General features: G+C 70.6%; 29 protein-coding genes. 18 read left to right on the forward strand and 11 right to left on the reverse strand.

Annotated elements, in window-relative coordinates:
• Positions 1-19 precede the first annotated feature (19 nt).
• Positions 20-373, reverse strand: a complete 354-nt coding sequence (locus C1I98_RS04265) for a HesB/IscA family protein (RefSeq protein WP_111165752.1) — start codon at positions 371-373, stop codon at positions 20-22.
• Between the two features lie 1,179 nt (positions 374-1,552).
• Here C1I98_RS04265 and nadA point away from each other — a divergent pair.
• Positions 1,553-2,713, forward strand: a complete 1,161-nt coding sequence (nadA, locus tag C1I98_RS04270) for a quinolinate synthase NadA (protein ID WP_111165753.1) — start codon at positions 1,553-1,555, stop codon at positions 2,711-2,713.
• Between the two features lie 83 nt (positions 2,714-2,796).
• On the opposite strand, the gene C1I98_RS04275 is transcribed toward nadA, so the two are convergent.
• From C1I98_RS04275 to C1I98_RS04295, 5 genes are all read right to left on the reverse strand, one after another.
• Positions 2,797-3,549: a maleylpyruvate isomerase family mycothiol-dependent enzyme gene (locus C1I98_RS04275; RefSeq protein WP_158557908.1), complete on the reverse strand. Its 753-nt coding sequence runs from the start codon at positions 3,547-3,549 to the stop codon at positions 2,797-2,799.
• Positions 3,550-3,626: 77 nt separating this feature from the next.
• Positions 3,627-4,181: a PspA-associated protein PspAB gene (gene pspAB / locus C1I98_RS04280; RefSeq protein ID WP_111165755.1), complete on the reverse strand. Its 555-nt coding sequence runs from the start codon at positions 4,179-4,181 to the stop codon at positions 3,627-3,629.
• The gene (gene htpX / locus C1I98_RS04285; protein ID WP_111165756.1) at positions 4,181-5,083 is read right to left on the reverse strand and encodes a zinc metalloprotease HtpX; all 903 of its coding nucleotides are present in this window, start codon (positions 5,081-5,083) and stop codon (positions 4,181-4,183) included. The genes pspAB and htpX overlap by 1 nt, the downstream gene beginning before the upstream one ends.
• Positions 5,084-5,187: 104 nt before the next feature.
• Positions 5,188-5,466, reverse strand: a complete 279-nt coding sequence (gene pspAA, locus C1I98_RS04290) for a PspA-associated protein PspAA (protein ID WP_111165757.1) — start codon at positions 5,464-5,466, stop codon at positions 5,188-5,190.
• Positions 5,463-6,323 carry a PspA/IM30 family protein gene (locus C1I98_RS04295; RefSeq protein ID WP_199536713.1) on the reverse strand — a complete coding sequence of 287 codons (861 nt, stop codon included), beginning with the start codon at positions 6,321-6,323 and terminating at the stop codon, positions 5,463-5,465. The genes pspAA and C1I98_RS04295 overlap by 4 nt, the downstream gene beginning before the upstream one ends.
• Before the next feature lie 135 nt (positions 6,324-6,458).
• Here C1I98_RS04295 and C1I98_RS04300 point away from each other — a divergent pair, with 135 nt between their 5' ends.
• Positions 6,459-7,097, forward strand: a complete 639-nt coding sequence (locus C1I98_RS04300) for a DUF3043 domain-containing protein (RefSeq protein WP_111165758.1) — start codon at positions 6,459-6,461, stop codon at positions 7,095-7,097.
• Between the two features lie 17 nt (positions 7,098-7,114).
• On the opposite strand, the gene C1I98_RS04305 is transcribed toward C1I98_RS04300, so the two are convergent.
• Positions 7,115-8,380, reverse strand: coding sequence for an SMI1/KNR4 family protein (locus tag C1I98_RS04305; RefSeq protein WP_146607277.1), 1,266 nt, complete (start codon positions 8,378-8,380; stop codon positions 7,115-7,117).
• Positions 8,381-8,437: 57 nt separating this feature from the next.
• On the opposite strand from C1I98_RS04305, the gene C1I98_RS04310 reads away from it, so the two are divergent.
• Positions 8,438-9,442, forward strand: a complete 1,005-nt coding sequence (locus C1I98_RS04310) for an aldo/keto reductase family protein (protein ID WP_111165760.1) — start codon at positions 8,438-8,440, stop codon at positions 9,440-9,442.
• Between the two features lie 71 nt (positions 9,443-9,513).
• On the opposite strand, the gene C1I98_RS04315 is transcribed toward C1I98_RS04310, so the two are convergent.
• Positions 9,514-9,720 carry a hypothetical protein gene (locus C1I98_RS04315; protein WP_111165761.1) on the reverse strand — a complete coding sequence of 69 codons (207 nt, stop codon included), beginning with the start codon at positions 9,718-9,720 and terminating at the stop codon, positions 9,514-9,516.
• A gap of 199 nt (positions 9,721-9,919) precedes the next feature.
• Here C1I98_RS04315 and C1I98_RS04320 point away from each other — a divergent pair, with 199 nt between their 5' ends.
• From C1I98_RS04320 to C1I98_RS04375, 12 genes are all read left to right on the forward strand, one after another.
• Positions 9,920-10,948: a bifunctional adenosylcobinamide kinase/adenosylcobinamide-phosphate guanylyltransferase gene (locus C1I98_RS04320; protein ID WP_111165762.1), complete on the forward strand. Its 1,029-nt coding sequence runs from the start codon at positions 9,920-9,922 to the stop codon at positions 10,946-10,948.
• 36 nt (positions 10,949-10,984) lie between these two features.
• The gene (locus C1I98_RS04325; RefSeq protein WP_111165763.1) at positions 10,985-11,911 is read left to right on the forward strand and encodes an adenosylcobinamide-GDP ribazoletransferase; all 927 of its coding nucleotides are present in this window, start codon (positions 10,985-10,987) and stop codon (positions 11,909-11,911) included.
• 44 nt (positions 11,912-11,955) lie between these two features.
• Entirely contained in the window at positions 11,956-13,479 is a 1,524-nt protein-coding gene (locus C1I98_RS04330; RefSeq protein WP_111165764.1) for a leucyl aminopeptidase, read from the forward strand.
• Positions 13,480-13,598: 119 nt separating this feature from the next.
• Positions 13,599-14,981, forward strand: a complete 1,383-nt coding sequence (gene lpdA / locus C1I98_RS04335; RefSeq protein WP_111165765.1) for a dihydrolipoyl dehydrogenase — start codon at positions 13,599-13,601, stop codon at positions 14,979-14,981.
• Between the two features lie 44 nt (positions 14,982-15,025).
• Positions 15,026-16,507 (forward strand): 2-oxoglutarate dehydrogenase, E2 component, dihydrolipoamide succinyltransferase, encoded by a 1,482-nt coding sequence (sucB, locus tag C1I98_RS04340; protein ID WP_111165766.1) that lies wholly within the window; start codon positions 15,026-15,028, stop codon positions 16,505-16,507.
• Between the two features lie 177 nt (positions 16,508-16,684).
• On the forward strand, positions 16,685-17,578 hold the full coding sequence (locus C1I98_RS04345) for a TIGR01777 family oxidoreductase (protein ID WP_111165767.1): 894 nt from the start codon (positions 16,685-16,687) through the stop codon (positions 17,576-17,578).
• A gap of 131 nt (positions 17,579-17,709) precedes the next feature.
• Positions 17,710-18,354 carry a Type 1 glutamine amidotransferase-like domain-containing protein gene (locus C1I98_RS04350; RefSeq protein ID WP_306461839.1) on the forward strand — a complete coding sequence of 215 codons (645 nt, stop codon included), beginning with the start codon at positions 17,710-17,712 and terminating at the stop codon, positions 18,352-18,354.
• A 40-nt stretch (positions 18,355-18,394) separates the two neighbouring features.
• Entirely contained in the window at positions 18,395-19,096 is a 702-nt protein-coding gene (lipB, locus tag C1I98_RS04355; RefSeq protein WP_111165769.1) for a lipoyl(octanoyl) transferase LipB, read from the forward strand.
• A 55-nt stretch (positions 19,097-19,151) separates the two neighbouring features.
• Entirely contained in the window at positions 19,152-19,292 is a 141-nt protein-coding gene (locus C1I98_RS41165) for a hypothetical protein (RefSeq protein WP_158557909.1), read from the forward strand.
• Positions 19,293-19,416: 124 nt separating this feature from the next.
• Positions 19,417-20,352, forward strand: a complete 936-nt coding sequence (gene lipA, locus C1I98_RS04365; RefSeq protein ID WP_111165771.1) for a lipoyl synthase — start codon at positions 19,417-19,419, stop codon at positions 20,350-20,352.
• Between the two features lie 90 nt (positions 20,353-20,442).
• Entirely contained in the window at positions 20,443-21,150 is a 708-nt protein-coding gene (locus tag C1I98_RS04370) for a DUF4191 domain-containing protein (protein WP_111165772.1), read from the forward strand.
• Positions 21,150-21,947, forward strand: coding sequence for a class I SAM-dependent methyltransferase (locus C1I98_RS04375; protein ID WP_111165773.1), 798 nt, complete (start codon positions 21,150-21,152; stop codon positions 21,945-21,947). Before C1I98_RS04370 ends, C1I98_RS04375 begins: the two co-directional genes overlap by 1 nt.
• Before the next feature lie 13 nt (positions 21,948-21,960).
• Here C1I98_RS04375 and C1I98_RS04380 read toward each other — a convergent pair whose 3' ends face one another.
• The gene (locus tag C1I98_RS04380; protein WP_111165774.1) at positions 21,961-22,419 is read right to left on the reverse strand and encodes an RDD family protein; all 459 of its coding nucleotides are present in this window, start codon (positions 22,417-22,419) and stop codon (positions 21,961-21,963) included.
• A gap of 159 nt (positions 22,420-22,578) precedes the next feature.
• Here C1I98_RS04380 and glnA point away from each other — a divergent pair, with 159 nt between their 5' ends.
• The gene (gene glnA / locus C1I98_RS04385) at positions 22,579-24,003 is read left to right on the forward strand and encodes a type I glutamate--ammonia ligase (RefSeq protein ID WP_111165775.1); all 1,425 of its coding nucleotides are present in this window, start codon (positions 22,579-22,581) and stop codon (positions 24,001-24,003) included.
• Positions 24,004-24,033: 30 nt separating this feature from the next.
• Here the strand turns inward: glnA and C1I98_RS04390 are convergent, their stop codons facing one another.
• Together C1I98_RS04390 and C1I98_RS04395 are read right to left on the reverse strand one after the other, a co-directional pair.
• Positions 24,034-25,110 (reverse strand): site-specific integrase, encoded by a 1,077-nt coding sequence (locus C1I98_RS04390; protein WP_111165776.1) that lies wholly within the window; start codon positions 25,108-25,110, stop codon positions 24,034-24,036.
• A complete protein-coding gene (locus C1I98_RS04395) occupies positions 25,110-25,787 on the reverse strand; it encodes a hypothetical protein (protein ID WP_111165777.1) in 678 nt (225 codons plus the stop codon). The genes C1I98_RS04390 and C1I98_RS04395 overlap by 1 nt, the downstream gene beginning before the upstream one ends.
• A gap of 105 nt (positions 25,788-25,892) precedes the next feature.
• On the opposite strand from C1I98_RS04395, the gene C1I98_RS04400 reads away from it, so the two are divergent.
• Together C1I98_RS04400 and C1I98_RS04405 are read left to right on the forward strand one after the other, a co-directional pair.
• Positions 25,893-26,084, forward strand: a complete 192-nt coding sequence (locus C1I98_RS04400) for a helix-turn-helix domain-containing protein (RefSeq protein ID WP_111165778.1) — start codon at positions 25,893-25,895, stop codon at positions 26,082-26,084.
• A partial coding sequence (locus tag C1I98_RS04405) for a DUF3854 domain-containing protein (RefSeq protein WP_146607278.1) occupies positions 26,081-26,825 on the forward strand: 745 nt, incomplete at its 3' end. The genes C1I98_RS04400 and C1I98_RS04405, both read left to right, overlap by 4 nt.

Here is a 26,825-nt window from a genome sequence, read left to right on the forward strand (position 1 = left end):
GTCGCGAGGACCGGCCCCGCTAGTTGAACGAGTCGCCGCAGGCGCAGGAGCCCGTGGCGTTGGGGTTGTCGATCGTGAAGCCCTGCTTCTCGATGGTGTCCACGAAGTCGATGGAGGCGCCCGTGAGGTACGGGGCGCTCATCCGGTCGGTGACCACGCTGACGCCGCCGAAGTCGGAAACCACATCCCCGTCCATGGAGCGGTCGTCGAAGAAGAGCTGGTAGCGAAGGCCCGAACAGCCACCCGGCTGCACGGCCACGCGCAGGCTGAGCCCTTCCTCACCCTGCTGCTCCAGCAGGCTCTTGACCTTGGCGGCGGCCGCGTCGGTCAGGATCAGGCCCTGCTGCGTCGTCTCGCTGCTCTCAACCGTCATTTGCTGACTCCCGCGTCTGGATCAGCCCCCGAAGGCGGCTGTCTGTTTCTGACGTCCTACCTAGACGCTACCAACACCCACCCTCCTCCACACATTCCGTGTCGATGGCACTCGCTCCACTCACGCGGGGCTGTGCCCATGGCGCTCGCTTCGCTCGCGCGGGCCCGAGGCCCGTCCTGGCCGGCGGCCCGCCCTCTGGGCGTCACCCCCGCCTCCGGCGGGGATGCGCGCTCACGCGCGCAATGGCCCTCGCTGGCGCTCGGCCTGTTTTTTTCTCATGTCGGGCTCCGCCCGACGTACGGCAAGCCCGGTCAACGCCGCCCACCGTGCTCAGTGGCGGCCCCGGTGCCCGGCGTTTCGCAGGGCAACGTGGCCGATCACCGTATCTCGCACCGGCTAACCGGATCCACGTCCCAGTCAGGCAGCGCGTCCGGTCCCCGTGGCGGTCACCCACTTGAACGCCTGAAGCCTCGCATAACGACGGGCATGGTCTGCTGGCACTCGGTCCGAGTCGCAAGCCCCTCTTCGCCCGGGAGGTAGGCGGCTCCGGCCCTTCCTGGCTGCCAGGCCCCACTGGATCTCGTGCCGCAGAATCGTGTCGCCTATCACCATGATGCTCAGGCAGCGCCCATGCGGGCCTGGCATGCCCGGCTACACCTACAGCGCGGCCACCAGCTCGTACAGCCCCGAAGCAGGTGAACCGGTGCAGTACTCCGGCCGCCCTCTGTTGCGGGGCGACTGGGGTGTTGCCGGTCGCCCACCACCATCTACAGCGCCGTATTCACCGCCGCTCCGGTGGACTTACCTCCACCTGCCATCCGCCGGGGTGACGGCGATCCACTGACCGACGGCGCACTGGTATCGAAGGAGCCACTCTCAGCCGGTGCGGGAACGGCGAACAACCACAAATCACGCGAAACCCGGACACCAGGCCGCAACCGAACGCGGCGGACGGCGAGAGCGGGCCCGCCGTACGCCGGGCGAAACCCGGCACGAGGAAGATCGCCCGAGCGTCAGCGAGGCCTTTGGGTACGCGGGGCGCGTCGTATGGGCGGCGGTTCGGGGGGTCGTTGCCGGTGGCGTACTGGTCCTGGACCCCATGTGCCGGAAGGGGTACCCCCGGGCGGAATCCGACAGATGGTGTGTAATCATTAGTCGTCAGTTCGACGATAAGGGGGGATGGTCGTGACGACCACCCAGACCGGACTTCCGCTCTTCGTCCTCGGCCAGGGCCGTGATCCGCACAGTGAGCGGGGTGTGGAGTGCCCGGGAGAGTTGCCGGCGGCGTCGGATCCAGGGTTGGTGGCGCGGGCGCGGGCGGCCAAGGAGGCGTTGGGCGACCGGCTGTTCGTACTCGGCCACCACTACCAGCGCGACGAGGTCATCCAGTTCGCCGACGTGACCGGGGACTCGTTCAAGCTGGCCAGTGAGGCCGCCGCCCGGCCGCACGCCGAGTACATCGTCTTCTGCGGCGTCCACTTCATGGCCGAGTCGGCCGACATCCTGACCAGCGATGACCAGCGGGTCGTGCTGCCCGACATGGCCGCCGGGTGTTCGATGGCCGACATGGCCACGTTCGACCAGGTGGAGGAGTGCTGGGAGGCGCTGGAGGACGCCGGGATCGCCGACCAGGTGGTGCCGATCACGTACATGAACTCCAGCGCCGACATCAAGGCGTTCTGCGGGCGCAACGGCGGCGCGGTGTGCACCTCCTCCAACGCCCGCAGGGCCCTGGAGTGGGCGTTCCAGCGGGGGCGCAAGGTGCTCTTCCTGCCCGACCAGCACCTCGGCCGCAACACCGCCGTGCTGGAGCTGGGCATGGGGCTCGACGACTGCGTCGTCTACAACCCGCACCGCCCCGAGGGCGGCCTGATCAGGCAGCAGCTCGGCGACGCCAAGATGATCCTGTGGCGGGGCCACTGCTCGGTGCACGGGCGCTTCACCCCCGAGTGCGTGGACGACGTACGGGAGCGCATCCCCGGCGTCAACGTGCTCGTTCACCCCGAGTGCCGGCACGAGGTGGTCCTCAAGGCCGACCACGTCGGCTCCACCGAGTACATCATCCGCAAGCTGCGCGAGGCGCCCGCGGGCAGCGCCTGGGCGATCGGTACCGAGCTGAACCTGGTCAAGCGGCTGGCCCAGGAGTTCCCCGACAAGCAGATCACGTTCCTGGACCGGACCGTTTGCTACTGCTCCACGATGAACCGCATCGACCTGCCGCACCTGGTGTGGGCGCTGGAGTCGCTGGCCGCCGGTCAGGTGGTCAACCAGATCACCGTCGACGCCGACACCGCCCACTGGGCGAAGGTCGCCCTGGACCGGATGCTGGCACTCCCCTAACAAAGACGCCCTGACGGAGATGCCCTGACAGAGACGGCCCGATGGAGAACGGCCCGGCCGTGCAGGCCGGGCCGCGGTGACGTTCAGACCGCCGAGTGGGACAGCCACCAGGAGAGCAGCCCGCTGTCGCCGTCGATCGAGTAGTCGTCGGCCCTGCGCCTGCCCCACACGAGGAGTTGCAGGTCAGAGGAGGTGGCGGCGCGCACGGTGACGTCGCCCGGCTCCGGTGAGCGGCGGTAGGAGAACCCGCCGGGTTCCAGGGTCACCACCCACCCCGCGCCGCTGTCGGCCTGCCAGGACAGCGTCTCGCCGTCCCCGGTCAGCTCGCGGGCGGGGGCCCCGCCGCGCGCGTACGGCAGCAGGTCGAACAGTTCCTCGACCCCGTCGGCGGCGATGTCCTCGTCGATCGCCGGGGCGATGCCGATCGCGATCTGGGCGTCGGCGTGGTGGACGACGGTCTCGTGCAACTGGCGGCGCGACCAGAACCGGACGTGCCGGTCGCCGCCCCAGGCCCACATCGGGGCGTCCGGTTCCTGGCCGGACAGGGCCTCCTGGAGGATCTCGGCGCCCCGGGCGAGCCAGGCGGGGTAGTCCGCCCGGTGTTCCGGCTCACCGAAGTCCATCTCGCGGCGGTGGTACCGCTCCGGGCTCAGGTCGCGCACCATCGCGGCGGCCCAGCGGTGGATGGCACCGGTGTGCGCGATCAGCGCGCCCAGGTCCCATCCGGGACAGGTCGGCGTGGGCACCGACATGTCATGCCCGGTGACGGTCTTCGCCATCCGGTTGATCTCATCGCCCACCGCCCGCGTGTGGTCGGCGTGCGTCCACGTTCTCATGCGCGTCCCCCTAGGCTCGGCCGTACCGGCTCTCAGCCTGGCAGGCGACGCGCCGGACGTCACGACCCGAATTCGGGTCAGAGCCCGGGCGCGCCCCATACGGGGAACCATCTGCCGAGGTCGGGCTCGATCTTCAGCTCGCCAGAGACGGCGGCCCGGACCTGTAGCTCCAGGGCGTTGTCACGGTGTTCACCGGTGAGCGGGGCGAAGGGGTAGAACGTGCCGCGCTTGTAGAGGTAGACGATGGCCAGCCGGCGCTCCCCGCCGGTGAAGGACACCAGCGAGCACAGCAGTGACGGCCCGAACCCGGCGCTCTCCAGGGTGGAGTTGACCGCGTGCAGTTCGGTGACCAGGGAGCCGAGGTCGGCGGAAGGGCGGCGCAGCAGCAGCCAGGTGTAGCCGTAGGGGTCGACCGACTCCTCCACGCCGTCGCCGAGCAGCGCCTTGGCGTCGCGGGTGAGCGCGGCGAACGCGCCGCCCTCGGCCGCGCGGAAGGCCACGGACCCGGTGCCCGACGGGGTCAGGCCGGTGGCCGCCTCAAGGGTGACCGCGGCGGAGGGCAGCGCGAACAGCGCGGAAAGATCGGGCTTTTTGGGCCTGCTCCGGCCGAGCAGCGCGTCCAGCCAGCCCATCACACGCCCCGGCCGAGCTGCGCCGAGATCTCGGCGAGCTGCTGGAGCCGCCGCGCAAGGGGCGGGTGGGTGGACAGCAGCGCAGCCAGGCTCGCGCCTGAGGACAGCGCGGGCGCGAAGAAGAAGGCGTTGAACGGCTCGGCCCTGCGCAGGTCGCGGGTCGGGATGCGGCCCATCTCGCCGTTCACCTTGGTCAGCGCGCTGGCCAGCGCCGAGGGCCGCTGGGTGAGCAGCGCGGCGGCGCGGTCGGCGGCGAGTTCGCGGTAGCGGGACAGGGCCCGGGTGAGCAGGAAGCTCAGCGCGTAGACCAGGCCGGACACCAGCAGGATGATCAGCCCGATCGGCGGGCCGCCGCGGTTGTCCCGGCCGCGGCCGAGGCCGCTGTAGAGGGCGAAGCGGGTCATCAGCCCCGCCACGATGCCGAGAAAGGAGGCGATCGTCATCACCACCACGTCGCGGTGCGCGACATGGGACATCTCGTGCGCGAGCACGCCTTCCAGCTCGTCGGGTTCGAGGCGGCGGAGCAGGCCCGTGGTCACGCAGACCACGGATTTCTTCTGGCTGCGCCCGGTGGCGAACGCGTTGGGGACGTCCGAGTCGGCGATCGCCACCTTGGGCTTGGGCATGTCGGCCATGGCGCACAGCCGATCGATCGCCCCGTGCAGCTCGGGTGCCTGCCGCGGGGTGACCTCTCGCCCGTTCATCGCGAACAGGGCGATCTTGTCGGACAGGAAGTACTGGACGACCAGCAGCACCAAGGCCAGCGCCAGCACCGTCAGGGCCCGCACTCCCAAGGCGATGAGGACCGCCACGAAGGCGACGTAGAGCAGGCCGATCAGGAACAGGGTGATGACCATGCGGCCGGTCAGGCCCCGGTCAGCGGCGAACCGGGTACGTGTCATGACACCACGCTATCCGCCCGTACCGGTGACCGATCCAGGGCGCGCCCTGCCGTGACGTGCCCGATCACCGGAAAAGCGGGTGTCATCCGGCCGGTCTCGCGCGCTCAGCCGGGGATGAGCCCCTCGTCGCCGAGCATTTCCCGGACCTCCTCCATGGAGGCGTCGGACGGCGGCAGGATCAGCTCGGAGGGCTCCAGGCTGTTGTCCGGCAGCGACTTGCCGACCTCGCGGACCTTGTCCAGCAGAGCGTGCAGGCGGGCCCGGAAGACGGACTCGTCGCCCGTCTGGATCGCCGCCTCCAGCTCGCCGTCCAGATCGTTGAGGACGCCGATGTCGGCGGCGGCCACCTCGATCTGGCCCTCTCCCATGATGCGGACGATCATGCGCCCTCCCCCGGCCGGTGTGGCTGTGCCTGGTACGGCTGCGTCGGGGGGCGGTCCTGGTGCTGCTGGTAGTCCTGGGGCGGCTGCTGCTGCTGGTACTGGGGCTGCTGCTGGGCCTGGCCGGGCTGGCCCGGTCCGATCGCGTCACGCGGCGCGGGCCCCTGGCCCAGCTCCGCCTTCATCCGCTGCAGCTCCAGCTCGACGTCGTTGCCCCCGCCCATGCGGTCCAGCTCGGCCTGGATGTCGTCGCGCTGGCCGGTGAAGTCTTCGAGCGCGCCGCTGGCCAGCAGCTCGTCGATGGCCCCGGCCCGCGCCTGCATCTGCGCGGTCTTGTCCTCGGCGCGCTGGATCGCCAGGCCGACGTCGCCCATCTCCTCGGAGATGCCGGAGAACGCCTCGTTGATCCGGGTCTGCGCCTCGGCCGCGGTGTAGGTGGCCTTGATGGTCTCCTTCTTGGTGCGGAAGGCGTCGACCTTGGCCTGTAGCCGGTGGGAGGCCGTGGTCAGCTTCTCCTCTTCGGCCTGGAGGTTGTTGTGCTGCAAGCGCAGGTCGGCGACCTGGGTCTGCAGGCCGCTGCGGCGCGTCAGCGCCTCTCGGGCGAGGTCTTCGCGGCCGGCCGCCAACGCCTTGCGCCCCTGCTCCTCCAGGCGGGTGCCCTGCTGTTCGAGCTGATTGATCTGCAACTCGACCCGCTTGCGCGAGGTGGCCACGTCGGCGACTCCTCTGCGCACCTTCTGCAGCAGCTCAAGCTGCCGCTGGTAGGAGTAGTCAAGGGTCTCGCGCGGATCTTCCATCTTGTCCAGGGCCTTGTTGGCCTTGGACTTGAAGATCATGGAAAGTCTCTTCATCACGCTCATGCGCGTTGGCCGTCCCCTTCTTCACTTCCGCCTCGGGTCTCCCCGCTCGTACGCCCCCAATGGAGCCGCCTTGGGATTACCCTACGCATAACGCGCGGGGGCGTCATTAAGTTGCACTCCCGGTAGGCTGACACCGTGTTCCGACGCCGCACCCAGCAGGACGTGGACGAGTCCCCCGTCCTCGCCAACGATAACTCCATAACCGATCCTAAGCCCCAGGGCAAGGGCCGCCCTACGCGTAAGCGCAGTGACGCGGAGAAGCAGCGGCGCAGGCCGGTCACCGCGCCTGCCAACCGCAAGGAGGCCTACCGCCAGATGCGCGAGCGGCAGGCGGCCGAGCGCTCGCGTGCCCGTGAGGGCATGATGCGCGGCGAGGAGAAGTACCTCCCGGCCCGCGACCGTGGCCCGGTGCGCAGGTTCGCCCGTGACTGGGTCGACTCGCGGCGCATCGTGAGCCAGTACTTCCTGCCGTTCTCGCTGGTGATCCTGCTGGCCACGATGATCCCCTTCCCGCCGCCCGTCCAGGGCTACGTCTATACGGTGGTCATCACCGTGGGCTGGCCGGTCATGATGGTCGGCGTGCTGTTCACCTCCATCTGGGTGTCGTGGAAGGTCAAGAAGGTCGCGGCGGAGAAGTTCCCCGACGAGAGCGTGCGGGGCGTCGGCTTCTACGCGGCGATGCGCGCGCTGCAGATCCGCAAGCTGCGCTTCCCGCCGCCGCTGTTCCTGCCCGGCGGCAGGCCGGTGCCGCCCAAGCAGCCAAAGGACAGGTAGGACAGGTACCACCTGGCTCAGCCGCGCCGGGTGTCCCATTCCAGGCGGCCGTTCTTGACGACCGGGTACATCCCTTCGACGGGCCTGCCGCGTAGCAGGGCGTCCGCGGTGCGCTTGAGCATGGCGTGATAGCTGGGGACGGCCCCGTCGAAGCGCAGCCCCGTCTCGTGGTTCGCCTCGCCGACCTCCCCGCCCGAGGAGTCGGTGACCATCAGGTCACCGTTGCCGTAGTCGCCGAACGGCACCAGCCTGCCGTGCCACCAACCCTCGCGCGGGCTCATCGCGCCGCCCTGGGCGGCCACCACACGGCAGTTGACCCGCCAGTTGTCGCGTATCTCCCGCACGCCCATCGCCGTGGCTCCGAGGTAGCCGAAGGCTCCCGCCCGGTTCACCGCGCCGTTGTGCCGCAGCAGTGAGGCCCGCAGGTCGTCCGGGAACCGCACGCCCATCTGCGCTTCGGCCTTGGCGATGATGCCGGCCCTGGCCGGGCGCTTCAGCGTCCGGTAGGTGTCCGGGGCGTTGGCCCGCAGCCAGGTCTCGATCCGCCGCCACTGGTGGCCCACGGCGCGCGTCACGGCGGGCCTGACCGGCCGTACGACGGGCGCGGCGTCCAGCGGCGCGCATCCGGCCGCGCGGGCGTGGCCGGTGGCCATCGGATCGACCGGTACGGGAGCGGGCGTCTCGACCCGCTTGGGCGACGCGACGACGCGGGGCCCGGCCACGAAGTCCTCCTGCCCGGAGCAGACGTAGGCCGTCGTGCCCCACTCCCCCTCGTTCTGGTCCTCCGGAAGCGGGCACCCGGAGTCCTCGACGCCCCACACGGGAAGCAGCCCTTCGCCGCCGGTGCCGGTGTGCTCCTGTTCCAGGGTCGCAGGGTCCTTGCGGAAGACCGCCTGCTCGAAGGCCATCGCCAGGAAGACCACAAGCCCGGTGGCGATGGCGGCCGCGCCCCAGCGCACCAGCGGCAGGCGCGGCCCGGGACCCGGCCCCGGCTCGCGACGCGGCTCACCGGCGGCCCGTTCCAGCGCGGTGATGAACTTCGGGATGCGGGCGGGCCGCCGATGGCGCTTGAGATCGTCTTCCGTGGGCTTGCCCAGGATCGGGTCCGGCGGCCACGACGTGACCATCGGCCCCGGCTCGTGATCGGGCGCGGCCTCCCGTACGGCGGACGCCCGCAGCGCCCGCACCCCGGCCACCACCAGTACCACGCCCGCCACCAGCAGCCCCGCGGCCAGGAGGCGGGGCCCCGCCGCGCCGCTGCGGCGCAATGAGCTCGTCGACATCACGGGGCACACTAGCCGAAGCGGATCTTTCTATTACCGCGGTTTAGGGTCAGATGTATGGAATTCCGGCATCTCGGCCGCAGCGGCCTGATGGTCAGCGAGATCAGCTATGGCAACTGGATCACCCATGGATCCCAGGTGGAGGAGGAGGCCGCGCACGCGTGTGTGCGGGCGGCGCTCGACGAGGGCATCACGACCTTCGACACCGCCGACGTCTACGCCGGCACCAGGGCGGAGGAGGTGCTCGGCCGCGCCCTGAAAGGCGTGCGCCGGGAGTCGGTGGAGATCTTCACCAAGGTTTTCTGGCCGACCGGCGACGGCCAGAACGACCGCGGCCTGTCCCGCAAGCACCTCACCGAGGCGATCGACGGTTCGCTGCGCCGGCTGGGGACCGACTACGTCGATCTCTACCAGGCGCACCGGTACGACTATGAGACCCCGCTGGAGGAGACCCTAAAGACCTTTGACGACCTCGTGCGCCGGGGCAAGATCCTCTATGTCGGCGTCAGCGAGTGGACGGCCCCTCAGATCCAGCGGGCGCTGGAGATCGCCGACCAGATGGGCTTCGACCGGCTGGTGTCCAACCAGCCGCAGTACTCCATGCTGTGGCGCATCATCGAGGCCGACGTCGTGCCGTTGTGCAGCCGGGAGGGCGTCGGGCAGGTCGTCTGGTCGCCGATCGCGCAGGGGGTGCTGACCGGGAAGTACCTGCCGGGCCAGGCCCCGCCGAGCGGTTCGCGGGCGGCCGACCCGGTGAGCGCCGGGCCGATCGGGCGGTTCATGAACGACGACCTGCTCACCCGGGTGCAGGACCTGCGGCCGATCGCCGCCGATCTCGGGCTGAGCATGGCCCAGCTCGCCATCGCGTGGGTGCTGCAGAACCCGGACGTCTCCTCGGCCATCATCGGCGCCACCCGCCCCGATCAGGTTCGGGAGAACGTGAAGGCGAGCGGTGTGAAACTGGGCGCCGACGTGCTGGAGCGGATCGACCAGGTGCTCGGGGAGCACGTCCAGCGCGACGGCTCTCTGGTGGAGCGGATGAGCCCCAAGACCCGTGACTGACGCTCTCCCGGCCCCGGTGCGAGGCCCCTTGGCGGCGCCGCGGAGCGCGGACCGCCAAGGGGCCTCGCCGTTCACTCCGGCCGCAGTGACATCCCCGCGTACTCGACGCGGTCCTCCTCCAGCAGCGTGACCCGCTCCACGCCCAGCTCCAGCAGCTCGCCCCAGTTCTCGCCGAGCCATGACTCCGCGTCCGCCTGGCTCTGGAACAGCTCGCGGGGCAGAATCCGCTCGGTCACCTCGCCACCGGACGCGTTCTCGTAACGCCAGCGCCACACCATGCCATACGCTCCTTTACGCGGGTTCGGCGGGTGCGCCCTGAATCGCTCGGCGAACCCTGTACCGAGCCATCCCCGTGCCATCTCTCGTGACTCACCCCAGTCATTTCAGTAGTCTCGGCGGTACGGACGACATCATCCCGTCCCGGAGACACCTTGTCCCATCCTCTACCCCACGAGATCAGATGCGTAGTCTGACCGGATGAAGGTGGAGTTCAGGGGTACGGCGGGCGCGCCCGGCCACCCCCCCGGCGGATGCCCGTGCGCGTCGTGCGGGCGGGCGGCGGCCGAGGGCACGCACCGCCGTCCGCTGGAGATCGTCGTGGACGGCGTCCTGCGCCTCGGCTCGCCCGCTCCCCCGCCCCCCGGATACGCCGTGCGGGAATCCGCGCTGGGCCTTGAGGTCACCGCCCCAGGCGGCGCGCGCCTGCTGCTGCACCACACCGGGCGGCCGGGGCCGTCGGTGTCCGCGTTCGACGTCGTGGCGGTCGATCTGCTCGGCGAGCCGTCCCGGCTGGGGTTGCTGCGCCGCGCGGGCGCGGTGGACGCCCGCACGCACGTGGTCGCGGTGGGCATCGACCACCGGGTCCCCTCGGAGGCGGAGCTGCGCCGCCGGCTGGCGCTGTGGGGGGCGCTGGCCGTGCCCGACGGGACGGTCGTGGCGGCCGGCGACGCCCCGCCGACCACACCCAGGCCGGCGCGGCGGACGCTGCTGCTGGGCGGGTCGCGGTCCGGGAAGTCCGCCGAGGCGGAACTGAGGCTGGCCGCCGAGCCGGCGGTCACCTATGTGGCGACCGGCGAGCCGGGCGGCGACGCGGAGTGGCGGGCCAGGGTCGAGACGCACCGCCGCCGCCGTCCGGCGCACTGGGAGACCGTCGAGTCCACCGACCTGGCCGGGGTGCTGCGCGCGGCGGCGCCGGACGCGCCGCTGCTCATCGACGGCATCGGCACCTGGCTGGCCGCGGTGCTCGGCGAGTGCGGGGCCTGGGACGACGATCCGGGGGCCGAGGCCGCCGTGGCGGAACGCCGCGCGGAGCTGGTGGCGGCCTGGCGGCGTACCGGGGCCCGGGTGGTCGCGGTCTCCGACGAAGTGGGGCTGGGCGTGGTGCCGGCGACCCGCAGCGGGCGGGTGTTCCGCGACGCGCTGGGCCGGCTCAACCAGGCACTCGCCTGCGAGTCGGAGGAGTCCTTCCTGGTCGTCGCGGGCAGGCCGGTGCCGCTGCCGGTCTGACGCGGCGGGAATCGCACAGGGATAGCATCTGCCGTCATGCCTGACGACAAGGGATCGACCTCTGGATTACTGACCGCGATCCGGTTCGCCCTCGGCACCTTCACGATCTTGCGTGTCGGCCATGTCGAGGTGGACCGGGCGGTGGCCCGCCGCGGCATGCTCGCCGCCCCGCTGGCCGGGGCGCTGCTCGGCGTCGCGGCGGCGGTGGTCTTCACGGTGGCGGGCCTGTTCACCGGCGAGACCCTGCTGTCGGCCGTGCTCGCCGTGGCCGCGCTCGCGCTGCTCACGCGGGCGCTGCACCTGGACGGCCTGGCCGACATGGCCGACGGCGTCGGCAGCGGCAAGCCCGCCGCCGAGGCGCTGGACGTCATGCGCCGCTCGGACATCGGCCCGTTCGGCGTCGTGACACTCTGCCTGGTGCTGCTGGTGCAGGTGATCGCACTGGCCCGGAGCGAGATAGGCCCGCTCGCCCTGGTCACGGCGTGCGTCACCGGGCGGCTGGCGATCATGTGGGGCTGCCGGGCCGGGGTGCCCGCCGCCCGTCCGGACGGGCTCGGCGCGATGGTCGCGGGCACCGTAGGGCGGTGGGCGGCGCTCGGCGTCACCGCCCTGTCCCTGATCGCGCTGGCCACTTTGGGCCTCCTCGCCGAGACGGACGGCTGGACATACGTGGTGAACGAGTCCTTCGACCGCAGCTACCCCGAGGCCTCCTCGGGCGAGGGCGCCGCCTTCCTCGAACCCGGGCTGAAATACTCCATCGGGGTCTTCACATGGCCGCTGTCCGTCCCCATGACCGGCCCGCTCGCGCTCATCCTGCCCGGCGCCGCGCTCGCCGGGCTGCTGGCCGCCTGGGCGGTCGGACGGCGTGCGGCGAACCGGTTCGGGGGCGTGACGGGTGACGTGCTGGGCGGCCTGTGCGAGGTCGCGGCGACCGCCGCGCTGCTGGTGTTCGCAGTGTTCTGACCACGCAGGGTGAGGACACGAATTGGTGGGACGAACCCTCGTTTATGCCTAAGCTGTCCGCACAGATAGCATCGGCTCACGTGACCACTGTGCGGCTGAACACATCTGATTCCGTCTCGCTCGACACCGACGCGCTGGTCGTCGGAATCCATTCCGGAGCAGACGGGCCCCGCTCCGCGCCCGGAGCCGAAGGACTCGACGCGGCCCTGGGCGGCACGTTCGCCGCCACGCTGGCCGCACTTGGCGCCAAGGGCAAGGCGGGCGAGATCACCAAGGTCCCGACGCTGGGGGCGCTGCCCGCACCGGTCCTGGTGGTGGCGGGGCTCGGCGACGAGCCCGGCGAAGACGGCTACGACCTCGAAGTCCTGCGCCGTGCGGCGGGCGCCGCCGTACGCGCGCTGACCGGCACCTCCCGGGTCGCGCTCGCGCTGCCCGCCGGCACGGCCGAGCAGGCCCACGCGGTCGCCACCGGCGGCCTGCTGGGCGCCTACACGTTCACGAAGTACCGCACCACCGGCGACGTGCCCGAGCCGGTCGCCGAGGTGACCGTGCTCAGCGCGGCCGAGGGCGCCGCCGCCTCTGTCGAGCGGGCCGCGGTCGTGGCCGAGTCGGTGAGCCTGGTCCGCGACCTGGTCAACACCCCGCCTTCCGACCTGTGGCCGGCGCGGTTCGCCGAACTGGCCGAGCAGGCCGGGGCCGAGCACGGCCTGTCGGTCGAGGTCCTGGACGAGACGGAGCTGCGCGAGGGCGGCTACGGCGGCATCGTCGCCGTCGGCCAGGGCTCGGCCCGGCCGCCCCGCCTGGTACGGCTGGCCTACACCCACCCCGAGGCCGCCCAGACCATCGCCTTCGTCGGCAAGGGCATCACCTTCGACTCCGGCGGCCTGTCGCTCAAGCCGTCCGCCTCGATGGACTGGATGAAGTCCGATATGGGCGGCGCCGGCGCCGTGTTCGGCTCCATCGTCGGCGTGGCCCGGCTGGGCCTGCCGGTCAACGTGATCGGCTACCTGTGCCTGGCGGAGAACATGCCGAGCGGCACCGCGCAGCGTCCCTCCGATGTGTTCACCAGCTACAGCGGCAAGACCGTCGAGGTCCTCGACACCGACGCCGAGGGCCGCCTGGTGCTGATCGACGGCATCGCCCGCGCCGCCCAGGACGACCCCGACCTGATCGTCGACGTCGCCACGCTGACCGGCGCGCAGATCGTCGCCCTCGGCTGGCGCACCGCCGGGGTCATGTCCAACGACGACGAGCTGCGCCAGGAGGTCGTGGACATCGCCGCGGCGCAGGGCGAGGGCGCGTGGGGCATGCCGCTGCCCGCCGAGCTGCGCAAGGGGCTCGACTCGGCGGTGGCCGACATCGCCAACCTGCAGCCCGAGCGGTGGGGCGCGATGCTCACCGCGGGGATCTTCCTGCGCGAGTTCGTGCCCGAGGGGGTTCGGTGGGCGCATCTCGACATCGCCGGCCCGGCCTTCAACAAGGGCGAGCCGCACGGGTACACGCCGAAGGGCGGTACGGGGGCCATCACCCGGACCCTCGTCGGCATCGCGGAGCGGTACGCGCGCTGACCCCCGGGCCCACCCCCAACCTGGTCACGGACCGCGCGCACAAGTGAAAAGATGCCATTGCCGAGGGCGGGCCACCCGCCTGGCCTCGGCGAAAGACCAATCCGACAAGGAGCTATCCCGTGGCTGAAGGCAGCCCCAACGACTTCGACATCGTCGTCCTGGGCGGCGGCAGCGGAGGCTACGCCTGCGCCCTGCGGGCGGCAGAGCTGGGCAGTAAGGTCGCGCTGATCGAGAAGGACAAGATCGGCGGCACCTGCCTGCACCGGGGGTGCATCCCCACCAAGACGTTCCTGCACGCGGCCGAGGTGGCCGACGAGACCCGCGAAGCCGCCACGTTCGGGGTCAAGGCCCGGTTCGAGGGCATCGACATCGAGGGCGTGCACGGATTTCGTGACAAGATCGTCACCAGGGCGTGGAAAGGCGTTCAGGGGCTCCTGAAGAGCAAGGGGGTCACCATCGTCGAGGGCGAGGGCCGCCTCGCCGAGCCCGGTCAGGTGAGCGTCGGCGGGCAGACCTACCGGGCCGCCAACGTGGTACTCGCCACCGGCTCCGAGCCGCGGTCGCTGCCCGGCCTGAAGATCGACGGTGAGCGGATCATCACCAGCGACCACGCGCTCACGCTGGGCCGGGTGCCCGCCTCGGTGATCGTGCTGGGCGGCGGCGTGATCGGCGTCGAGTTCGCCAGCCTGTGGCGCTCGTTCGGGGCCGAGGTCACCATCGTCGAGGCGCTGCCCCACCTGCTGCCGCTGGAGGAGGAGTCGAGCTCCAAGGCCCTGGAGCGCGCGTTCCGCCGCCGGGGCATCCGCTATGAGCTGGGCAGCCGGTTCGACAGCGTCAAGGTCACCGAGACCGGGGTGGTGGTCACCCTCGAAGGCGGCAAGACCCTCGACGCGGAGCTGCTGCTGGTCGCGGTCGGCCGCGGGCCGGTCACGGCGGGGCTCGGCTATGAGGAGGCCGGGGTGCGCGTCGAGCGCGGCACGGTCGTGGTGGACGAGTACTGCCGGACCGGTGTCCCCGGCGTCTACGCCGTCGGCGACCTGATCCCCACGCCGCAGCTCGCGCACGCGGGATTCGCCGAGGGCATCCTGGTCGCCGAGCACATCGCCGGCCTTGGCCCGATCCCGATCGACTACGACGGCGTGCCCAGGATCACCTACTCCGACCCCGAGGTCGCCTCGGTCGGCATCACCACGGCCAAGGCGCGCGAGCGGGGTCTCGAAACCGTCGAGATGACCTACGACCTCGCGGGCAACCCGAAGAGCCAGATCCTGCAGACGCAGGGCTCGGTCAAGATCATCGCGCAGCAGGACGGCCCGGTGCTCGGAGTGCACATGGTCGGCCGCCGCGTCGGTGAGCTGGTGACCGAGGGACAGCTCATCTACAACTGGGAGGCCCTGCCCGCCGAAGTGGCGCAGCTCATCCACGCCCACCCCACGCAGTCCGAGGCCGTGGGCGAGGCGATGCTGGCGCTGGCCGGCAAGCCGCTCCACGTACACAACTGACCACAAGCCCGCGAAACCCAGGAAACGCGAGAGAAGAATCACACATGCCGGTCTCCGTAACGATGCCCCAGCTCGGCGAGAGCGTCACCGAAGGCACTGTCACCCGTTGGCTGAAGAAGGAAGGCGAGCGCGTCGAAGCCGACGAGCCGCTCCTTGAGGTATCCACCGACAAGGTGGACACCGAGATCCCCTCGCCCTCCGGCGGCGTGCTCACCAGGATCGTCGTCGCAGAAGACGAGACGGTCGAGGTCGGCGCCGAGCTGGCGGTGATCGACGAGTCGGGCTCAGGCGCCGGGGCGGCCGCCCCCGCCGAGCAGCCCGCGCCCGAACCTCAGGCCCAGCCGGCGCCCGCCGCGCCTCCCGCACCGGAGCCGCAGCCCGAGCCGCCGTCCTCGATCCCGCAGCCGGCCCCGGCCGCCCAGCAGGCGCCTCCCGCGCCGCAGCCGCAGGCGCCCGCTCCGGCGGCACCGGCTCCGGCTCCGGCTCCGGCCGAGCAGGCTCCGCCGCCGCCCACCCCGCTGCCCTCCACCGGCGAGGCACCGTACGTCACGCCGCTGGTGCGCAAGCTCGCCGGCGAGCACGGGGTCGACCTGGACACCCTGAACGGCACGGGCGTCGGCGGGCGCATCCGCAAGCAGGACGTCCTTGAGGCCGCCCGCGCCCAGCGCGAGCAGGCCGCGACCGCCCAGCAGGCCCCGGCGCAGCCCGCGGCTCCGGCCGCGCCCGCCGCTCCGGCCGCCCAGGCTCCGGCCGCCGCTCCCGCCGCGGCCCCCGAGCCGGTGCAGGTCGACACCGCGCTGCGCGGCCGTACCGAGAAGATGTCCCGGCTGCGGCAGACCATCGCCAAGCGCACGGTGGAGTCACTGCAGACCTCCGCGCAGCTCACGACGGTCGTCGAGGTCGACGTGACGAAGATCGCCCGGCTGCGTGAGCGGGCGAAGGAGGAGTTCCTGCGGCGCGAGGGCGTCAAGCTGTCGTTCCTGCCGTTCTTCGCGCTGGCCACGGTCGAGGCGCTCAAGCAGCACCCGAAGATGAACGCGGTGATCAACAGCGAGACCAACGAGGTGACCTACCACGACGTCGAGCACCTCGGCATCGCGGTGGACGCCGAGAAGGGGCTCGCCGCGGTGACCGTGCGCAACGCGGGCGACCTCAACATGCCCGGCCTCGCGCGTAAGATCGCCGACCTGGCCGACCGGTTCCGCGCCAACAAGGTGAGTCCGGACGAGCTGGCCGGCGCGACGTTCACGCTCACCAACACCGGCAGTAGGGGCGCGCTGTTCGACACGCCGATCCTGTTCCAGCCGCAGGTCGGCATGCTGGGCACCGGCGCGGTGGTCAAGCGGGCCGCCGTGGTGGACGACCCCGACCTCGGCGAGGTCATCGCGGTCCGTTCGATGGTCTACCTGGCCCTCACCTACGACCACCGGCTGATCGACGGCGCCGACGCCGCGCGCTTCCTCACCACGATCAAGCGCCGCCTGGAAGAGGGCCGTTTCGAAAACCAGCTCGGCCTTCCCTCCTGACCGTTCCCCTCCGGGGGCACGGTGCCGGGCCTGTGGCCGGGTCCGCCCGCTTCGGCGGGCGGGCCCGGCCTTTCGCTTGCGCGCGAAAGCTCGTGGACGAATCCGGGGGCTTTGTCAGGGGGCCCTATCGGTCGCGATGTCCTCGCCGGACCGGTGGCAGGGGCGTAGGTTGGCACTGTGACGATCATCTTGACTGGCGGGTCAGGACTGCTGGGCACCGCGCTGAGCGCGGCGCTGCGCCAGGACGGGCACCGAGTGGTGTGTTTGGTACGGCGGGCCGCGCAAGGCCCCGACGAGTCGTTCTGGAACCCCCGGGAGGGTCTGATCGACCCCGGCGTGCTGGAGGGCGCGCAGGCGGTGGTCCATCTGGCCGGGGCCGGGATCGGTGACCGGCGCTGGACGCCCGCCTACCGGCGGGAGATCGTCCGCAGCCGGATCGACGGCACCCGCACCCTGGTCACCGCGCTCAGCGGGCTCGCCGGCAAGCCCGAGGCGCTGCTGTCGGGCTCGGGCATCCACTACTACGGCGACACCGGCGACCGCGTCGTGGACGAGTCCGCCCCCGCAGGCGAGGGGTTCCTGCCGACGCTCGTGACGCGCTGGGAGGCCGAGGCCCTGCGGGCGGAAGAGGCGGGCATCCGGGTGGTGCCGCTGCGCACCTCGATGGCGCTCAGTGCCACGGGCGGGGCGCTGGCCAGGATGTTGCCGATCTTCCGGCTGGGCCTGGGCGCGCCGCTGGGCTCCGGCAGGCAGTTCTGGTCCTGGGTAACCAGAGAAGACTGGGTGGACGCTGTCCGATACATCCTACACAAACCCGAAATAACTGGGCCGGTCAATGTGACTTCCCCTGCCCCGGTTAACAATGTAGATTTCACTCGAACCTTGGCCAAGGCGTTGCGCCGACCGGCGATGCCGCTCGGCCCTCCGTCGTTCGCGCTTCGCCTGGCACTGGGGGGCTTCGCCGATGAGGGGGTCCTTGCCGGCCCCCGGGCGCTCCCCGGAAAGCTGACCGAAAGCGGATATATATTCCGCCACAAGAGTCTCGACCAAGCATTTTCCGCCATATTTTGAGATATCCATTCATTTGTCCCCCCATTCTGGAGAGCCGTATGAGCAGGGCCGGTCAGTCCCATATCCTCGCCATTGGTGGTGGATCGTTCCGGCAGGTGCGGTGCTACGCGTTCTGGGAGCCGAGCCCCCTGATGAGATACGCCCTCGACCTCACCGGGCAGGACCGGCCCAAACTCGGCCTGGTGGCCACCGCGGTCGGCGACGACACCGACGTCCTGGCCAAGATGTACGGTGCGTTCCAGCGCTTCGACGCCGAGGTCAGTCATCTCACCGTGTTCCCGATGCCCAACGTCGAAGACCCGCGCGCCTGGATCCTCGAACAGGACGTCATCTACGTCACCGGCGGCAGCGTCGCCAATCTGGCCGCCCTGTGGCGCACGCACGGGCTGGGCGAGGCGTTCGCCGAGGCGTGGCGGGCGGGCGTCGTGCTGTCCGGCCAGAGCGCGGGCGCGCTGTGCTGGCACGTCGGCGGCAACACCGACTCCTTCGGCCCGGAGCTGCGCCCATGGGCCGAAGGGCTCGCCCTGCTCCCCTACTCCTGCGGCGTCCACTACAACTCCGAGCCGCAGCGGCGTCCGGTGCTGCACGAGTCGATCGCCGGCGGCGCGCTGCCCGAGGGCTACGCGGCCGACGAGGGGGTCGCGCTGCACTACGTCGGCACCGAGTTCGTGCAGGCGGTGACGGTCGATCCGGCCGGATACGCCTACCACGTCCAGCCCGACGGCACGGGCGGGGTGAAGGAGTTGCGGATCGAGCCGCGGCTGCTGACGTCCTGAGTACTACGCTTGTGGCGTGAGGGAACGACACAATCGGCACATGCGCCCCACGGCGCGCAGCGGCGGCACACCGGCGGTGGCGATCGTGCGGCTGGGGGTCGACGTTCCCTACGAGCAGGCATGGGAGTTGCAGCGGCGGATCCACGCCGGCCGGGCGGGCGGCGCGGCTCCGGACACCTGCCTGATGCTGGAGCACGCGCCGGTTTACACGGCCGGCCGCCGCACCGTCGCGCACGAACGGCCCGCCGACGGCACGCCCGTCATCGACGTCGATCGGGGCGGCCGGATGACCTGGCACGGGCCCGGCCAGTTGGTCGGTTACCCGATCATCGCGCTGCCCCCGTCGCTCGGCGTGGAGGGCTACATCCGGCTGCTCGAAGACGTGTTGATCCAGATCTGCGCCGACTTCGGGGTGCGCGCCGGGCGCGTCGCGGGACGCAGCGGCGTCTGGACGGGCGGGTCCGGCGACGGAGATCCGGTCAGGGGGCTGGGCGCGATCGGCATCCGGGTGACCGGAGGCGTCACCATGCACGGGTTCGCGCTCAACTGCGCCACCGACGCGAGTTGGTTCGACCGGATCGTCCCGTGCGGCATCGCCGGGGCCCAGGTGTCCTCGCTGTCGGCCGAGACCGGGCGCAGGATCGTGGTGGACGAGGTCATGCCGTACGCCGAGAAGCGGCTGGCCGAAGCGCTCGGCATGGAGCCCTACGACCTGCCCGAGGAAGACGTGCTGCGCCCCTGAGGCTTCCGTGCGGATCCGGTGGCGGTTGTCGGTGGCGGATGTCACCATTGCGGCCATGTCGATCACCGGTTCGTTGGCCGAGGGCTCGTTCGCCGCGAAGGCGGGCATGTGGGCCCGGCGCGGCGCCGAGACGCCTTCCGAGGGGTCCGCGCGGAGCCTGCTGGGCGACGGCGAATCGGCCGCCGTCGATGAGTAACTGCTCGCCCACTACACGCGCGCGCTGCGCGGCTTCTCCCTGATCACATGAGGCGGCGCCGCCGCCGGGCCCGGGGACGGTACCCCGTAGAGCGCGCCGCCGGCCGGGACTTAAGCTGGATGACGTGACCGTTGCTCCTGAAGGCCGTAAGCTCCTCCGCCTGGAGGTGCGAAACAGCCAGACCCCGATAGAGCGCAAGCCCCCCTGGATCAAGACCCGGTTGAAGACGGGCCCCGAATACAGCGAGCTGAAGTCGCTGGTACGGCGCGAGGGCCTGCACACGGTCTGTGAAGAGGCGGGCTGCCCCAACATCTACGAGTGCTGGGAAGACCGCGAGGCGACCTTCCTGATCGGCGGCGACCAGTGCACCCGCCGCTGCGACTTCTGCCTGATCGACACCGGCAAGCCGGTCGGCTACGACCGGGACGAGCCGCGCCGGGTCGCCGACTCGGTCAAGCGGATGGGCCTGCGCTACGCCACGGTGACCGGCGTGGCCCGCGACGACCTGCCCGACGGCGCCTCCTGGCTGTACGCCGAGACCGCCAGGCAGATCCACAAGGCCGTGCCGGGCTGCGGCGTCGAGCTTCTCGTCCCCGACTTCAACGGCGACGGCGGTCAGCTGGAAGAGGTCTTCGGCAGCCGTCCCGAGGTCTTCGCGCACAACATCGAGACCGTGCCGCGGATCTTCCGGCGCATCCGCCCGGGGTTCCGCTACGAGCGCTCGCTGGAGGTGATCAGGATGGCCCGCGGGGCCGGGCTGGTCACCAAGTCCAACCTCATCCTGGGCATGGGCGAGACCCGCGAAGAGATCATCGAGGCCATGCGCGACCTGCACGAGGCCGGGTGCGACCTGCTGACCATCACCCAGTACCTCCGGCCGACCCCCCGCCACCACCCGGTGGACCGCTGGGTCAAGCCGGAGGAGTTCGTGGAGCTGTCCGGCGAGGCCGAGGGGATCGGGTTCGCGGGCGTGCTCTCCGGGCCGCTGGTGCGCTCCTCCTACCGCGCGGGCAGGCTCTACCAGCAGGCCGTCCAGGCGCGTCAGTCCACCGCGGGCTGACCGCCCCGCCGCTTGTCGGCCCCCGCCGCCGCGCGGGGGCCGGGGGTCTCGTTTTCATCTCACCAGGCCCCCGTTTGTATGCTGCATAACATGGCGAAGAAGCCCACAGACCCCGCGACCGCAGACCGCCCGGGGCGCATCAAGCAGCTCCGGATGATCGCGCAGATCATCCAGCAGGCCAACCCCAAGGGGATGCCCATCGTCTTCGCGGCCGCGCTGGGCACGTTCGCCTTGTGCGTCGTGATCGGTGTGGTGACCGGCTGGTTCTGGTACATGCTCGTGCTCGGCATCCCACTCGCGCTGATCGTGGGCCTGGTCGTGTTCGGCCAGCTCGCCCAGCGGGCGCAGTACCGGCTGCTGGACGGCCAGGTCGGCGCGGCGGCGGCGATCCTCCAGAGCATGCGCGGCAAGTGGGACGTCTCCCCCGCCGTCGCGGTCAACCGTGACCAGGACGTGATCCACCGCGTCGTCGGCTACCCCGGCATCGTGCTGGTGTCGGAAGGGCCCGGCTCGCGCGTCCAGCGGATGCTGGTGGCGGAGAAGAAGCGCCTCCAGCGGGTGGCCATGGAGGTGCCCGTCTACGACGTCCAGTGCGGCGACGGCGAGGGCCAGATCCCGCTGCCCAAGTTGCAGCGCCACCTGATGAAGCTGCCGCGCAACCTGCGCAAGCCCGCGGTGGAGGAGGTCAAGTCCCGGCTGCGGGCGCTACCGACGAACATCCCGGTGCCCAAGGGGCCGATGCCGCGCAACGTGCGGATGCCGCGCGGCGGCGGTGGCCCCCGGCCGAAGGGCCGTTGATGGCCGAGGCTGCGGCGGCCGGATACCACGAGGTCGGGGCCGAGGCCACCGCGCGGGCCAATCGCGGCTGGTGGGACTCGGCAGCCGACTCCTACCAGGTCGAACACGGCGCGTTCCTGCGCGACGTCGGTTTCGTGTGGTGCCCCGAGGGGCTGGACGAGGCCGCGGCGGGGCTGCTCGGCGAGGTGGCCGGGCGGCGCGTGCTGGAGGTCGGCTGCGGCGCGGGGCAGGCCGGGCGGTGGCTGGCGGCGCAGGGGGCGCAGGCCACCGGGTTCGACCTGTCGGCGCGGCAGTTGCGGCATTCGCGGCGGATCGACGAGGCGAGCGGCGTACGGCTGGCGGCCGTGCAGGCCGACGCGCGGCGCGTCCCGTTCGCGGACGCGAGTTTCGACCTGGCCTGCTCGGCCTACGGCGCGCTGCCGTTCGTCGCCGACGCCGGGGCGGTGCTCGGCGAGGTGCGCAGGGTGCTGCGGCCGGGCGGGCGGTTCGTGTTCTCGGTCACCCATCCGGTGCGGTGGGCCTTCCCCGACGACCCGGGCAGGCGCGGGCTCACCGCCGACCGCTCCTACTTCGACCGCAGGCCGTACGTCGAGGCGGCCGAGGACGGCACGCCGACCTATGTCGAGCACCACCGCACGATGGGCGACTGGATCGGCCTGATCGCGGGCGCGGGCCTGCGCCTGACGGGCCTGCTGGAGCCCGAGTGGCCCAAGGGCCACCGGCGCGCCTGGAACGGCTGGAGCCCACTGCGCGGCGCCCTCATCCCGGGCACCGCGATATTCACCTGCGAGGCGTGAGCGCGCCCGCGGGTCAGAGGTGCACCACGACGGTGCCCGCCGCGCGGTCGTGCAGGCCGCGCCGGTCGCGGTCCCACACCAGGGCGGGCAGCGCGAGGCAGAGCAGCAGGGTGCGCACCACGACCGGGACGAACGCGGGCCTGCCGCCGTCGAGCGTGGCCACCCGGATGCCGGTCAGGCGCATGCCGAACGTCATCCCCGTGGTGCCGATCAGCAGCAGGCACGCAACGGCGAAGACGCCGAGCCCGGCCAGCGGGTAGTCGATGGCGGGAAGCCGCAGCAGGCCCTCGGCGATGGCCCAGGTGCAGATCATCCAGTCGATCGTGATCGCGCCGATCCTGCGCGGCCAGCTCGCGACCGAGCCGGGCCCCTTCTCGGGCAGCCCGAGCCGGCTCCCCTCCGCGTCAGAGTCATCGCCCCGGATGCCGATCAGCAGCGACTGCGTCCAGCGGGGGCCCTGCCTGGTGGTCATATCTGTACGGTAGCCGCCCGGTGGGCCGGTGCGGCATCTCACCCGCGGCCTGTGCCGATGTCCGCCCGCTTAACATGTGCGAAACAAGCGAGACATGGGTCGGAAACGGCGCAGCCATACGTTCGGGACTGCAAGCCTGTGCCGTTGGGAGGTTTTGGAGTGTTTAGCTCAGCCGACGACGTCCTGAAGTTCATCAGGGACGAAGAGGTGCAGTTCGTCGACGTCAGGTTCACCGACCTACCGGGAACGACGCACCACTTCACCTTTCCCGTGGAGAACTTCGGGGCCAGAGTCTTCACCGACGGCCTCATGTTCGACGGGTCGTCCATCCGCGGCTTCCAGGCCATCCACGAGTCGGACATGCTGCTGCTGCCGGACCCGTCCACGGCCGTGATCGACCCGTTCCGCCCGCACAAGACGCTGAACATCAACTTCTTCGTGCACGACCCGCTGACCGGCGAGGCCTACAGCCGGGACCCGCGAAACGTCGCGCGCAAGGCGGAGGAGTACCTCAAGGGCACGGGCATCGCCGACACCGCCTACTTCGGCCCTGAGGCCGAGTTCTACATCTTCGACGACGTCCGCTTCGAGACCAGCCCGAACGCCGGCTTCTACTACATCGACTCCATCGAGGGCGCCTGGAACACCGGCAAGGCGTCCGAGGGCGGCAACCTCGGCTACAAGCCCCGCTACAAGGGCGGCTATTTCCCGGTCCCGCCCATGGACCACTTCACCGACCTGCGCTCGGAGATGGTCAGGAAGCTCATCGAGGTCGGCATCGACGTCGAGATGCAGCACCACGAGGTCGGCACGGCGGGCCAGGCGGAGATCGACTTCAGGTTCGGCCCGCTGCTCAAGACGGCCGACAACATGATGCTCTACAAGTACGTCATCAAGAGCACGGCGCTGGAGCACGGCCACACGGTCACCTTCATGCCCAAGCCGATCTACGGTGACAACGGCTCGGGCATGCACTGCCACCAGTCGCTGTGGAAGGACGGCGAGCCGCTGTTCTACGACGAGGTGGGCTACGCGGGCCTGTCCGACACCGCCCGCTACTACATCGGCGGCCTGCTGCGGCACGCCCCGGCGCTGCTGGCCTTCACCAACCCGACGGTCAACTCCTACCACCGTCTGGTCCCCGGCTACGAGGCCCCGGTCAACCTGGTCTACTCCCAGCGCAACCGCTCGGCCTGCGTCCGCATCCCGATCACGGGCTCCAACCCGAAGGCCAAGCGCATCGAGTTCCGCGTTCCGGACCCGTCGTGCAACCCGTACTTCGCGTTCGCGGCCATGCTGATGGCGGGCATCGACGGCATCCGCAACAAGATCGAGCCGCCGGAGCCGGTGGACAAGGACCTCTACGAGCTGCCGCCCGAGGAGGCCCGCGACATCGCGCAGGTGCCCGCCTCGCTGCCGGAGGTCCTCGACGCGCTCGCCGCCGACCACGAGTTCCTGCTGGAGGGCGGCGTGTTCACGCCCGACCTGATCGAGACGTGGATCAACTACAAGCGGGCCAACGAGGTCGACCCGATCCGCCTGCGCCCGCACCCGCACGAGTTCGAGCTGTACTACGACGTGTAGGCCGCTCATGCGGTACGACCTGCATCGGAGTCACCGCGCTATCCGCTGAGTCCGCAGGGAGTCCGCACGATCTTGGAGAACCGCATCGAGCGCCGCCCTGGTGGACTCGTCGGAGTCCGGCCAGAGGTGCCCGTAGGTGTCCAGGGTCGTCTTGGCGCTGGCGTGCCGTAGGCGGGCCTGCACCACCTTCACATCAGCGCCGGAGGCGATCAGCAGCGACGCGAGATAGTGCCGCAAGTCGTGGAAGCGGAAGCCCGTGGGAAGGTCATGAACCTTCTCGCGGGCTTTGCGCATCTCACGCTCCAACGCCCACGGCCCGAGCTGCTCGCCGCGATCGTTGGTCAACAGCGTCTCCCCCGGCCACTCGGCCACGTGCGCCGATAACTGGGCGGCGAGCGACTGAGGGATGGGCACCGACGTACGCGAGATCTCGGTCTTCAACGGCTCGACTGGGTACTGAACACGGGGATGTACGACACCGCGCATGAAGTCGATGTCCGCGACTCGCAGACCACACGCTTCGGCGATGCGAAGTCCGACGAAGGCACCGAGCAGGACGGCCGCCCCGAAGCGCTCCGGCATCGCGTCATACAGGGCCCACACCTGGGCGGTGGTCGCGACATACGCCCGTTGCTTTCCGGCCCCTGGTGAAGTCCTCCGCGAACACGGTGAGCGCGGGATGATCCCGTCGTGTACCGCGTCTCCCATGATCTGAGCCAGCCTGGCATGCAAGGCATAGACGTAGGACTCGGCTCGCCCTTCGCCGCGCAATCGTGCGGTCCACGACTTCACGTGCGAAGGCCGGACCGCCGAGAGCTTCATTGGCCCGAAGGCGGTCACGATCTGCGCTATATGCACGCGGGCCTGTCGGACGGTCGATGACCTACGTGTGGCATAGCCCTCCAGCCACGTTGCGCACCATTCCGCCACCGTGACCCGGGCTGTCTTCGGATCGACGTAGGTTCCAGTGACCAGACTCGCCGTCTTCTCGTCCAGCCATGCCTGAGCGTCGACCTTCCGCGCGAAGTGTTTCGCGTGCTCCTTACCGGTGTCGTCTCGAAACCGGGCACGCCATTTGCCGTCAGGCCGCTTTTTGATCGATGCCATCAGCCTGCCCGTCCCTTCCGGCCGCGCGGCATGATCCCGCGCTGTCGGGCCGTATAGACCCACCTTTGCGCCGACTTGATCTGGTAGCCGGTCTGCTCGGCGATTGCCACATTCGGCCTCTCGCCGCGCAGTATGGCAGCGTTGTAAGCGCGGGCGACCTTGCGTAGGAACTCGTCTGTCACGCCATCCTTCGGACCACAGGGGAGGCGATAGTCGCGCTCCTCGCTCCGCAGGCTCTTCCAGCCATCCCCGGGGGGGTGTTGGCGGGGCACGCGCTTGATGCGAACCCCCGAGTCGGGGTCGGTGTCACTGTCGCGGTCGGCCGGGATGGACTGTGCCGCGAAGCTGGCCACCACCCAGTTGCCTTCTGCTATCTGGCGTTCCGTGTTGCCGAAGCCGGTCTGGTAGTAGCTCGCGAGAGTCGATAGATCGGGTGCAGGGAGGCCCATGACGGGCTTCACGTGCTCGGCGTTCGCGTTGATGAAGGTTTCGAGCTGCTGGAACGGGATGTTACGCAGGTCGTTGCCGTCGATCGCCGTGTGGCTCGTGCTCGCGTCGAGGTAGAACTCGCTGACTCGCAGGCGGTCACCCTCTTCGCGCACCCGGACGTAGAGCGGGCCGGGCAAGTCGAGTCCATCGACCGCGACCCAGCCCCCGTAGCCAATGTATATGCGCATACCGAGTAGGTTACGCGACATCCCGAGTATGTCAACGCTCTTACGCGGTAGCTAACGCAACTTACTCTAAGAGTAGGAAAACAAACCTACCTGGAGAGCGTGGCCATGAAGTACCTGACCACTGCGGAACTGGCCGAGCGGCTGCGTACGTCACCGGAGACCCTTCGGTACTGGAGACACATCGGCCGGGGCCCAAGGAGCTGGAAGCCCGGCAGGCAAGTGCTCTACGCCCTTGAGGACGTCGAGGCGTGGGAGCACCGGGAACGGGAGCGGCAGGCGGCACGGCAGGCATCGTGACATCTCCGCGCAACGAGTACGGCGGTTCGATATTCCCTCAACACGCCCGCCTGCTCGCCGAGTCCGCCATCACCCCCGAGGTCGCCCGCGCCCGCGGCTACGTCTCCGTGGACACCAAGACCCGGCTCGACTCCATCCGCATCGCCAAAGCCGGGCGCAACGCCCCCGGCCTGCTGATCCCCATCCACGGCGTAGACGGCACGGTGAAGCTCCACCAGTACCGGCCCGACTCCCCGCGCGTGTCCAACGAGGGCAAGACCCTCAAGTACGAGACGCCCGTACGGTCGCGCCTCGCGCTCGACGTGCCGCCCATGGTCCGTGAACAGCTCGGCGACCCCACAGTGCCTCTGTGGATTACTGAGGGGTCGCGGAAGGCCGATTCCGCCGTCTCGGCCGGGCTGTGCTGTGTCGCCCTGCTGGGCGTGTGGGGATGGCGTGGCAGCAACGAGCACGGCGGCAAGACCGCACTGCCCTGCTGGGAGTCTGTCGCCCTCAACGGCCGTGACGTGTACGTGGCGTTCGACTCCGACGTGATGACCAAGGACGCGGTGCGCAAGGCGCTCGACGGCCTCTCGTTCTTCCTGGGCTCGCGCGGGGCCCGCGTCCAACTCGTGTACCTGCCGGAAGGGGAGGACGGGGCCAAGGTCGGCCTTGACGACTTCCTGGCCGCCGGCGGCACCGTCGAACAGCTCCGCGAGCACGCCCGGCCACCCGGCCGCCCCAACCCCCCAAAGCAGACCC

It is taken from the genome of Spongiactinospora gelatinilytica (assembly GCF_003236385.1).
GTDB classification, from domain to species: Bacteria; Actinomycetota; Actinomycetes; order Streptosporangiales; family Streptosporangiaceae; genus Spongiactinospora; species Spongiactinospora gelatinilytica.

Excerpts from the sequence above, each read along its gene's own strand:
- C1I98_RS04265 (WP_111165752.1), bottom strand. The coding sequence starts at position 373 with ATGACGGTTGAGAGCAGCGAGACGACGCAGCAGGGCCTGATCCTGACC.
- nadA (WP_111165753.1), top strand. The coding sequence starts at position 1,553 with ATGGTCGTGACGACCACCCAGACCGGACTTCCGCTCTTCGTCCTCGGC.
- C1I98_RS04275 (WP_158557908.1), bottom strand. The coding sequence starts at position 3,549 with ATGAGAACGTGGACGCACGCCGACCACACGCGGGCGGTGGGCGATGAG.
- pspAB (WP_111165755.1), bottom strand. The coding sequence starts at position 4,181 with ATGGGCTGGCTGGACGCGCTGCTCGGCCGGAGCAGGCCCAAAAAGCCC.
- htpX (WP_111165756.1), bottom strand. The coding sequence starts at position 5,083 with ATGACACGTACCCGGTTCGCCGCTGACCGGGGCCTGACCGGCCGCATG.
- pspAA (WP_111165757.1), bottom strand. The coding sequence starts at position 5,466 with ATGATCGTCCGCATCATGGGAGAGGGCCAGATCGAGGTGGCCGCCGCC.
- C1I98_RS04295 (WP_199536713.1), bottom strand. The coding sequence starts at position 6,323 with ATGAGCGTGATGAAGAGACTTTCCATGATCTTCAAGTCCAAGGCCAAC.
- C1I98_RS04305 (WP_146607277.1), bottom strand. The coding sequence starts at position 8,380 with ATGTCGACGAGCTCATTGCGCCGCAGCGGCGCGGCGGGGCCCCGCCTC.
- C1I98_RS04310 (WP_111165760.1), top strand. The coding sequence starts at position 8,438 with ATGGAATTCCGGCATCTCGGCCGCAGCGGCCTGATGGTCAGCGAGATC.
- C1I98_RS04315 (WP_111165761.1), bottom strand. The coding sequence starts at position 9,720 with ATGGTGTGGCGCTGGCGTTACGAGAACGCGTCCGGTGGCGAGGTGACC.
- C1I98_RS04320 (WP_111165762.1), top strand. The coding sequence starts at position 9,920 with ATGAAGGTGGAGTTCAGGGGTACGGCGGGCGCGCCCGGCCACCCCCCC.
- C1I98_RS04325 (WP_111165763.1), top strand. The coding sequence starts at position 10,985 with ATGCCTGACGACAAGGGATCGACCTCTGGATTACTGACCGCGATCCGG.
- C1I98_RS04330 (WP_111165764.1), top strand. The coding sequence starts at position 11,956 with ATGCCTAAGCTGTCCGCACAGATAGCATCGGCTCACGTGACCACTGTG.
- sucB (WP_111165766.1), top strand. The coding sequence starts at position 15,026 with ATGCCGGTCTCCGTAACGATGCCCCAGCTCGGCGAGAGCGTCACCGAA.
- C1I98_RS04350 (WP_306461839.1), top strand. The coding sequence starts at position 17,710 with ATGAGATACGCCCTCGACCTCACCGGGCAGGACCGGCCCAAACTCGGC.
- lipB (WP_111165769.1), top strand. The coding sequence starts at position 18,395 with ATGCGCCCCACGGCGCGCAGCGGCGGCACACCGGCGGTGGCGATCGTG.
- C1I98_RS41165 (WP_158557909.1), top strand. The coding sequence starts at position 19,152 with ATGTCGATCACCGGTTCGTTGGCCGAGGGCTCGTTCGCCGCGAAGGCG.
- C1I98_RS04370 (WP_111165772.1), top strand. The coding sequence starts at position 20,443 with ATGGCGAAGAAGCCCACAGACCCCGCGACCGCAGACCGCCCGGGGCGC.
- C1I98_RS04375 (WP_111165773.1), top strand. The coding sequence starts at position 21,150 with ATGGCCGAGGCTGCGGCGGCCGGATACCACGAGGTCGGGGCCGAGGCC.
- C1I98_RS04380 (WP_111165774.1), bottom strand. The coding sequence starts at position 22,419 with ATGACCACCAGGCAGGGCCCCCGCTGGACGCAGTCGCTGCTGATCGGC.
- C1I98_RS04390 (WP_111165776.1), bottom strand. The coding sequence starts at position 25,110 with ATGGCATCGATCAAAAAGCGGCCTGACGGCAAATGGCGTGCCCGGTTT.
- C1I98_RS04395 (WP_111165777.1), bottom strand. The coding sequence starts at position 25,787 with ATGCGCATATACATTGGCTACGGGGGCTGGGTCGCGGTCGATGGACTC.
- C1I98_RS04400 (WP_111165778.1), top strand. The coding sequence starts at position 25,893 with ATGAAGTACCTGACCACTGCGGAACTGGCCGAGCGGCTGCGTACGTCA.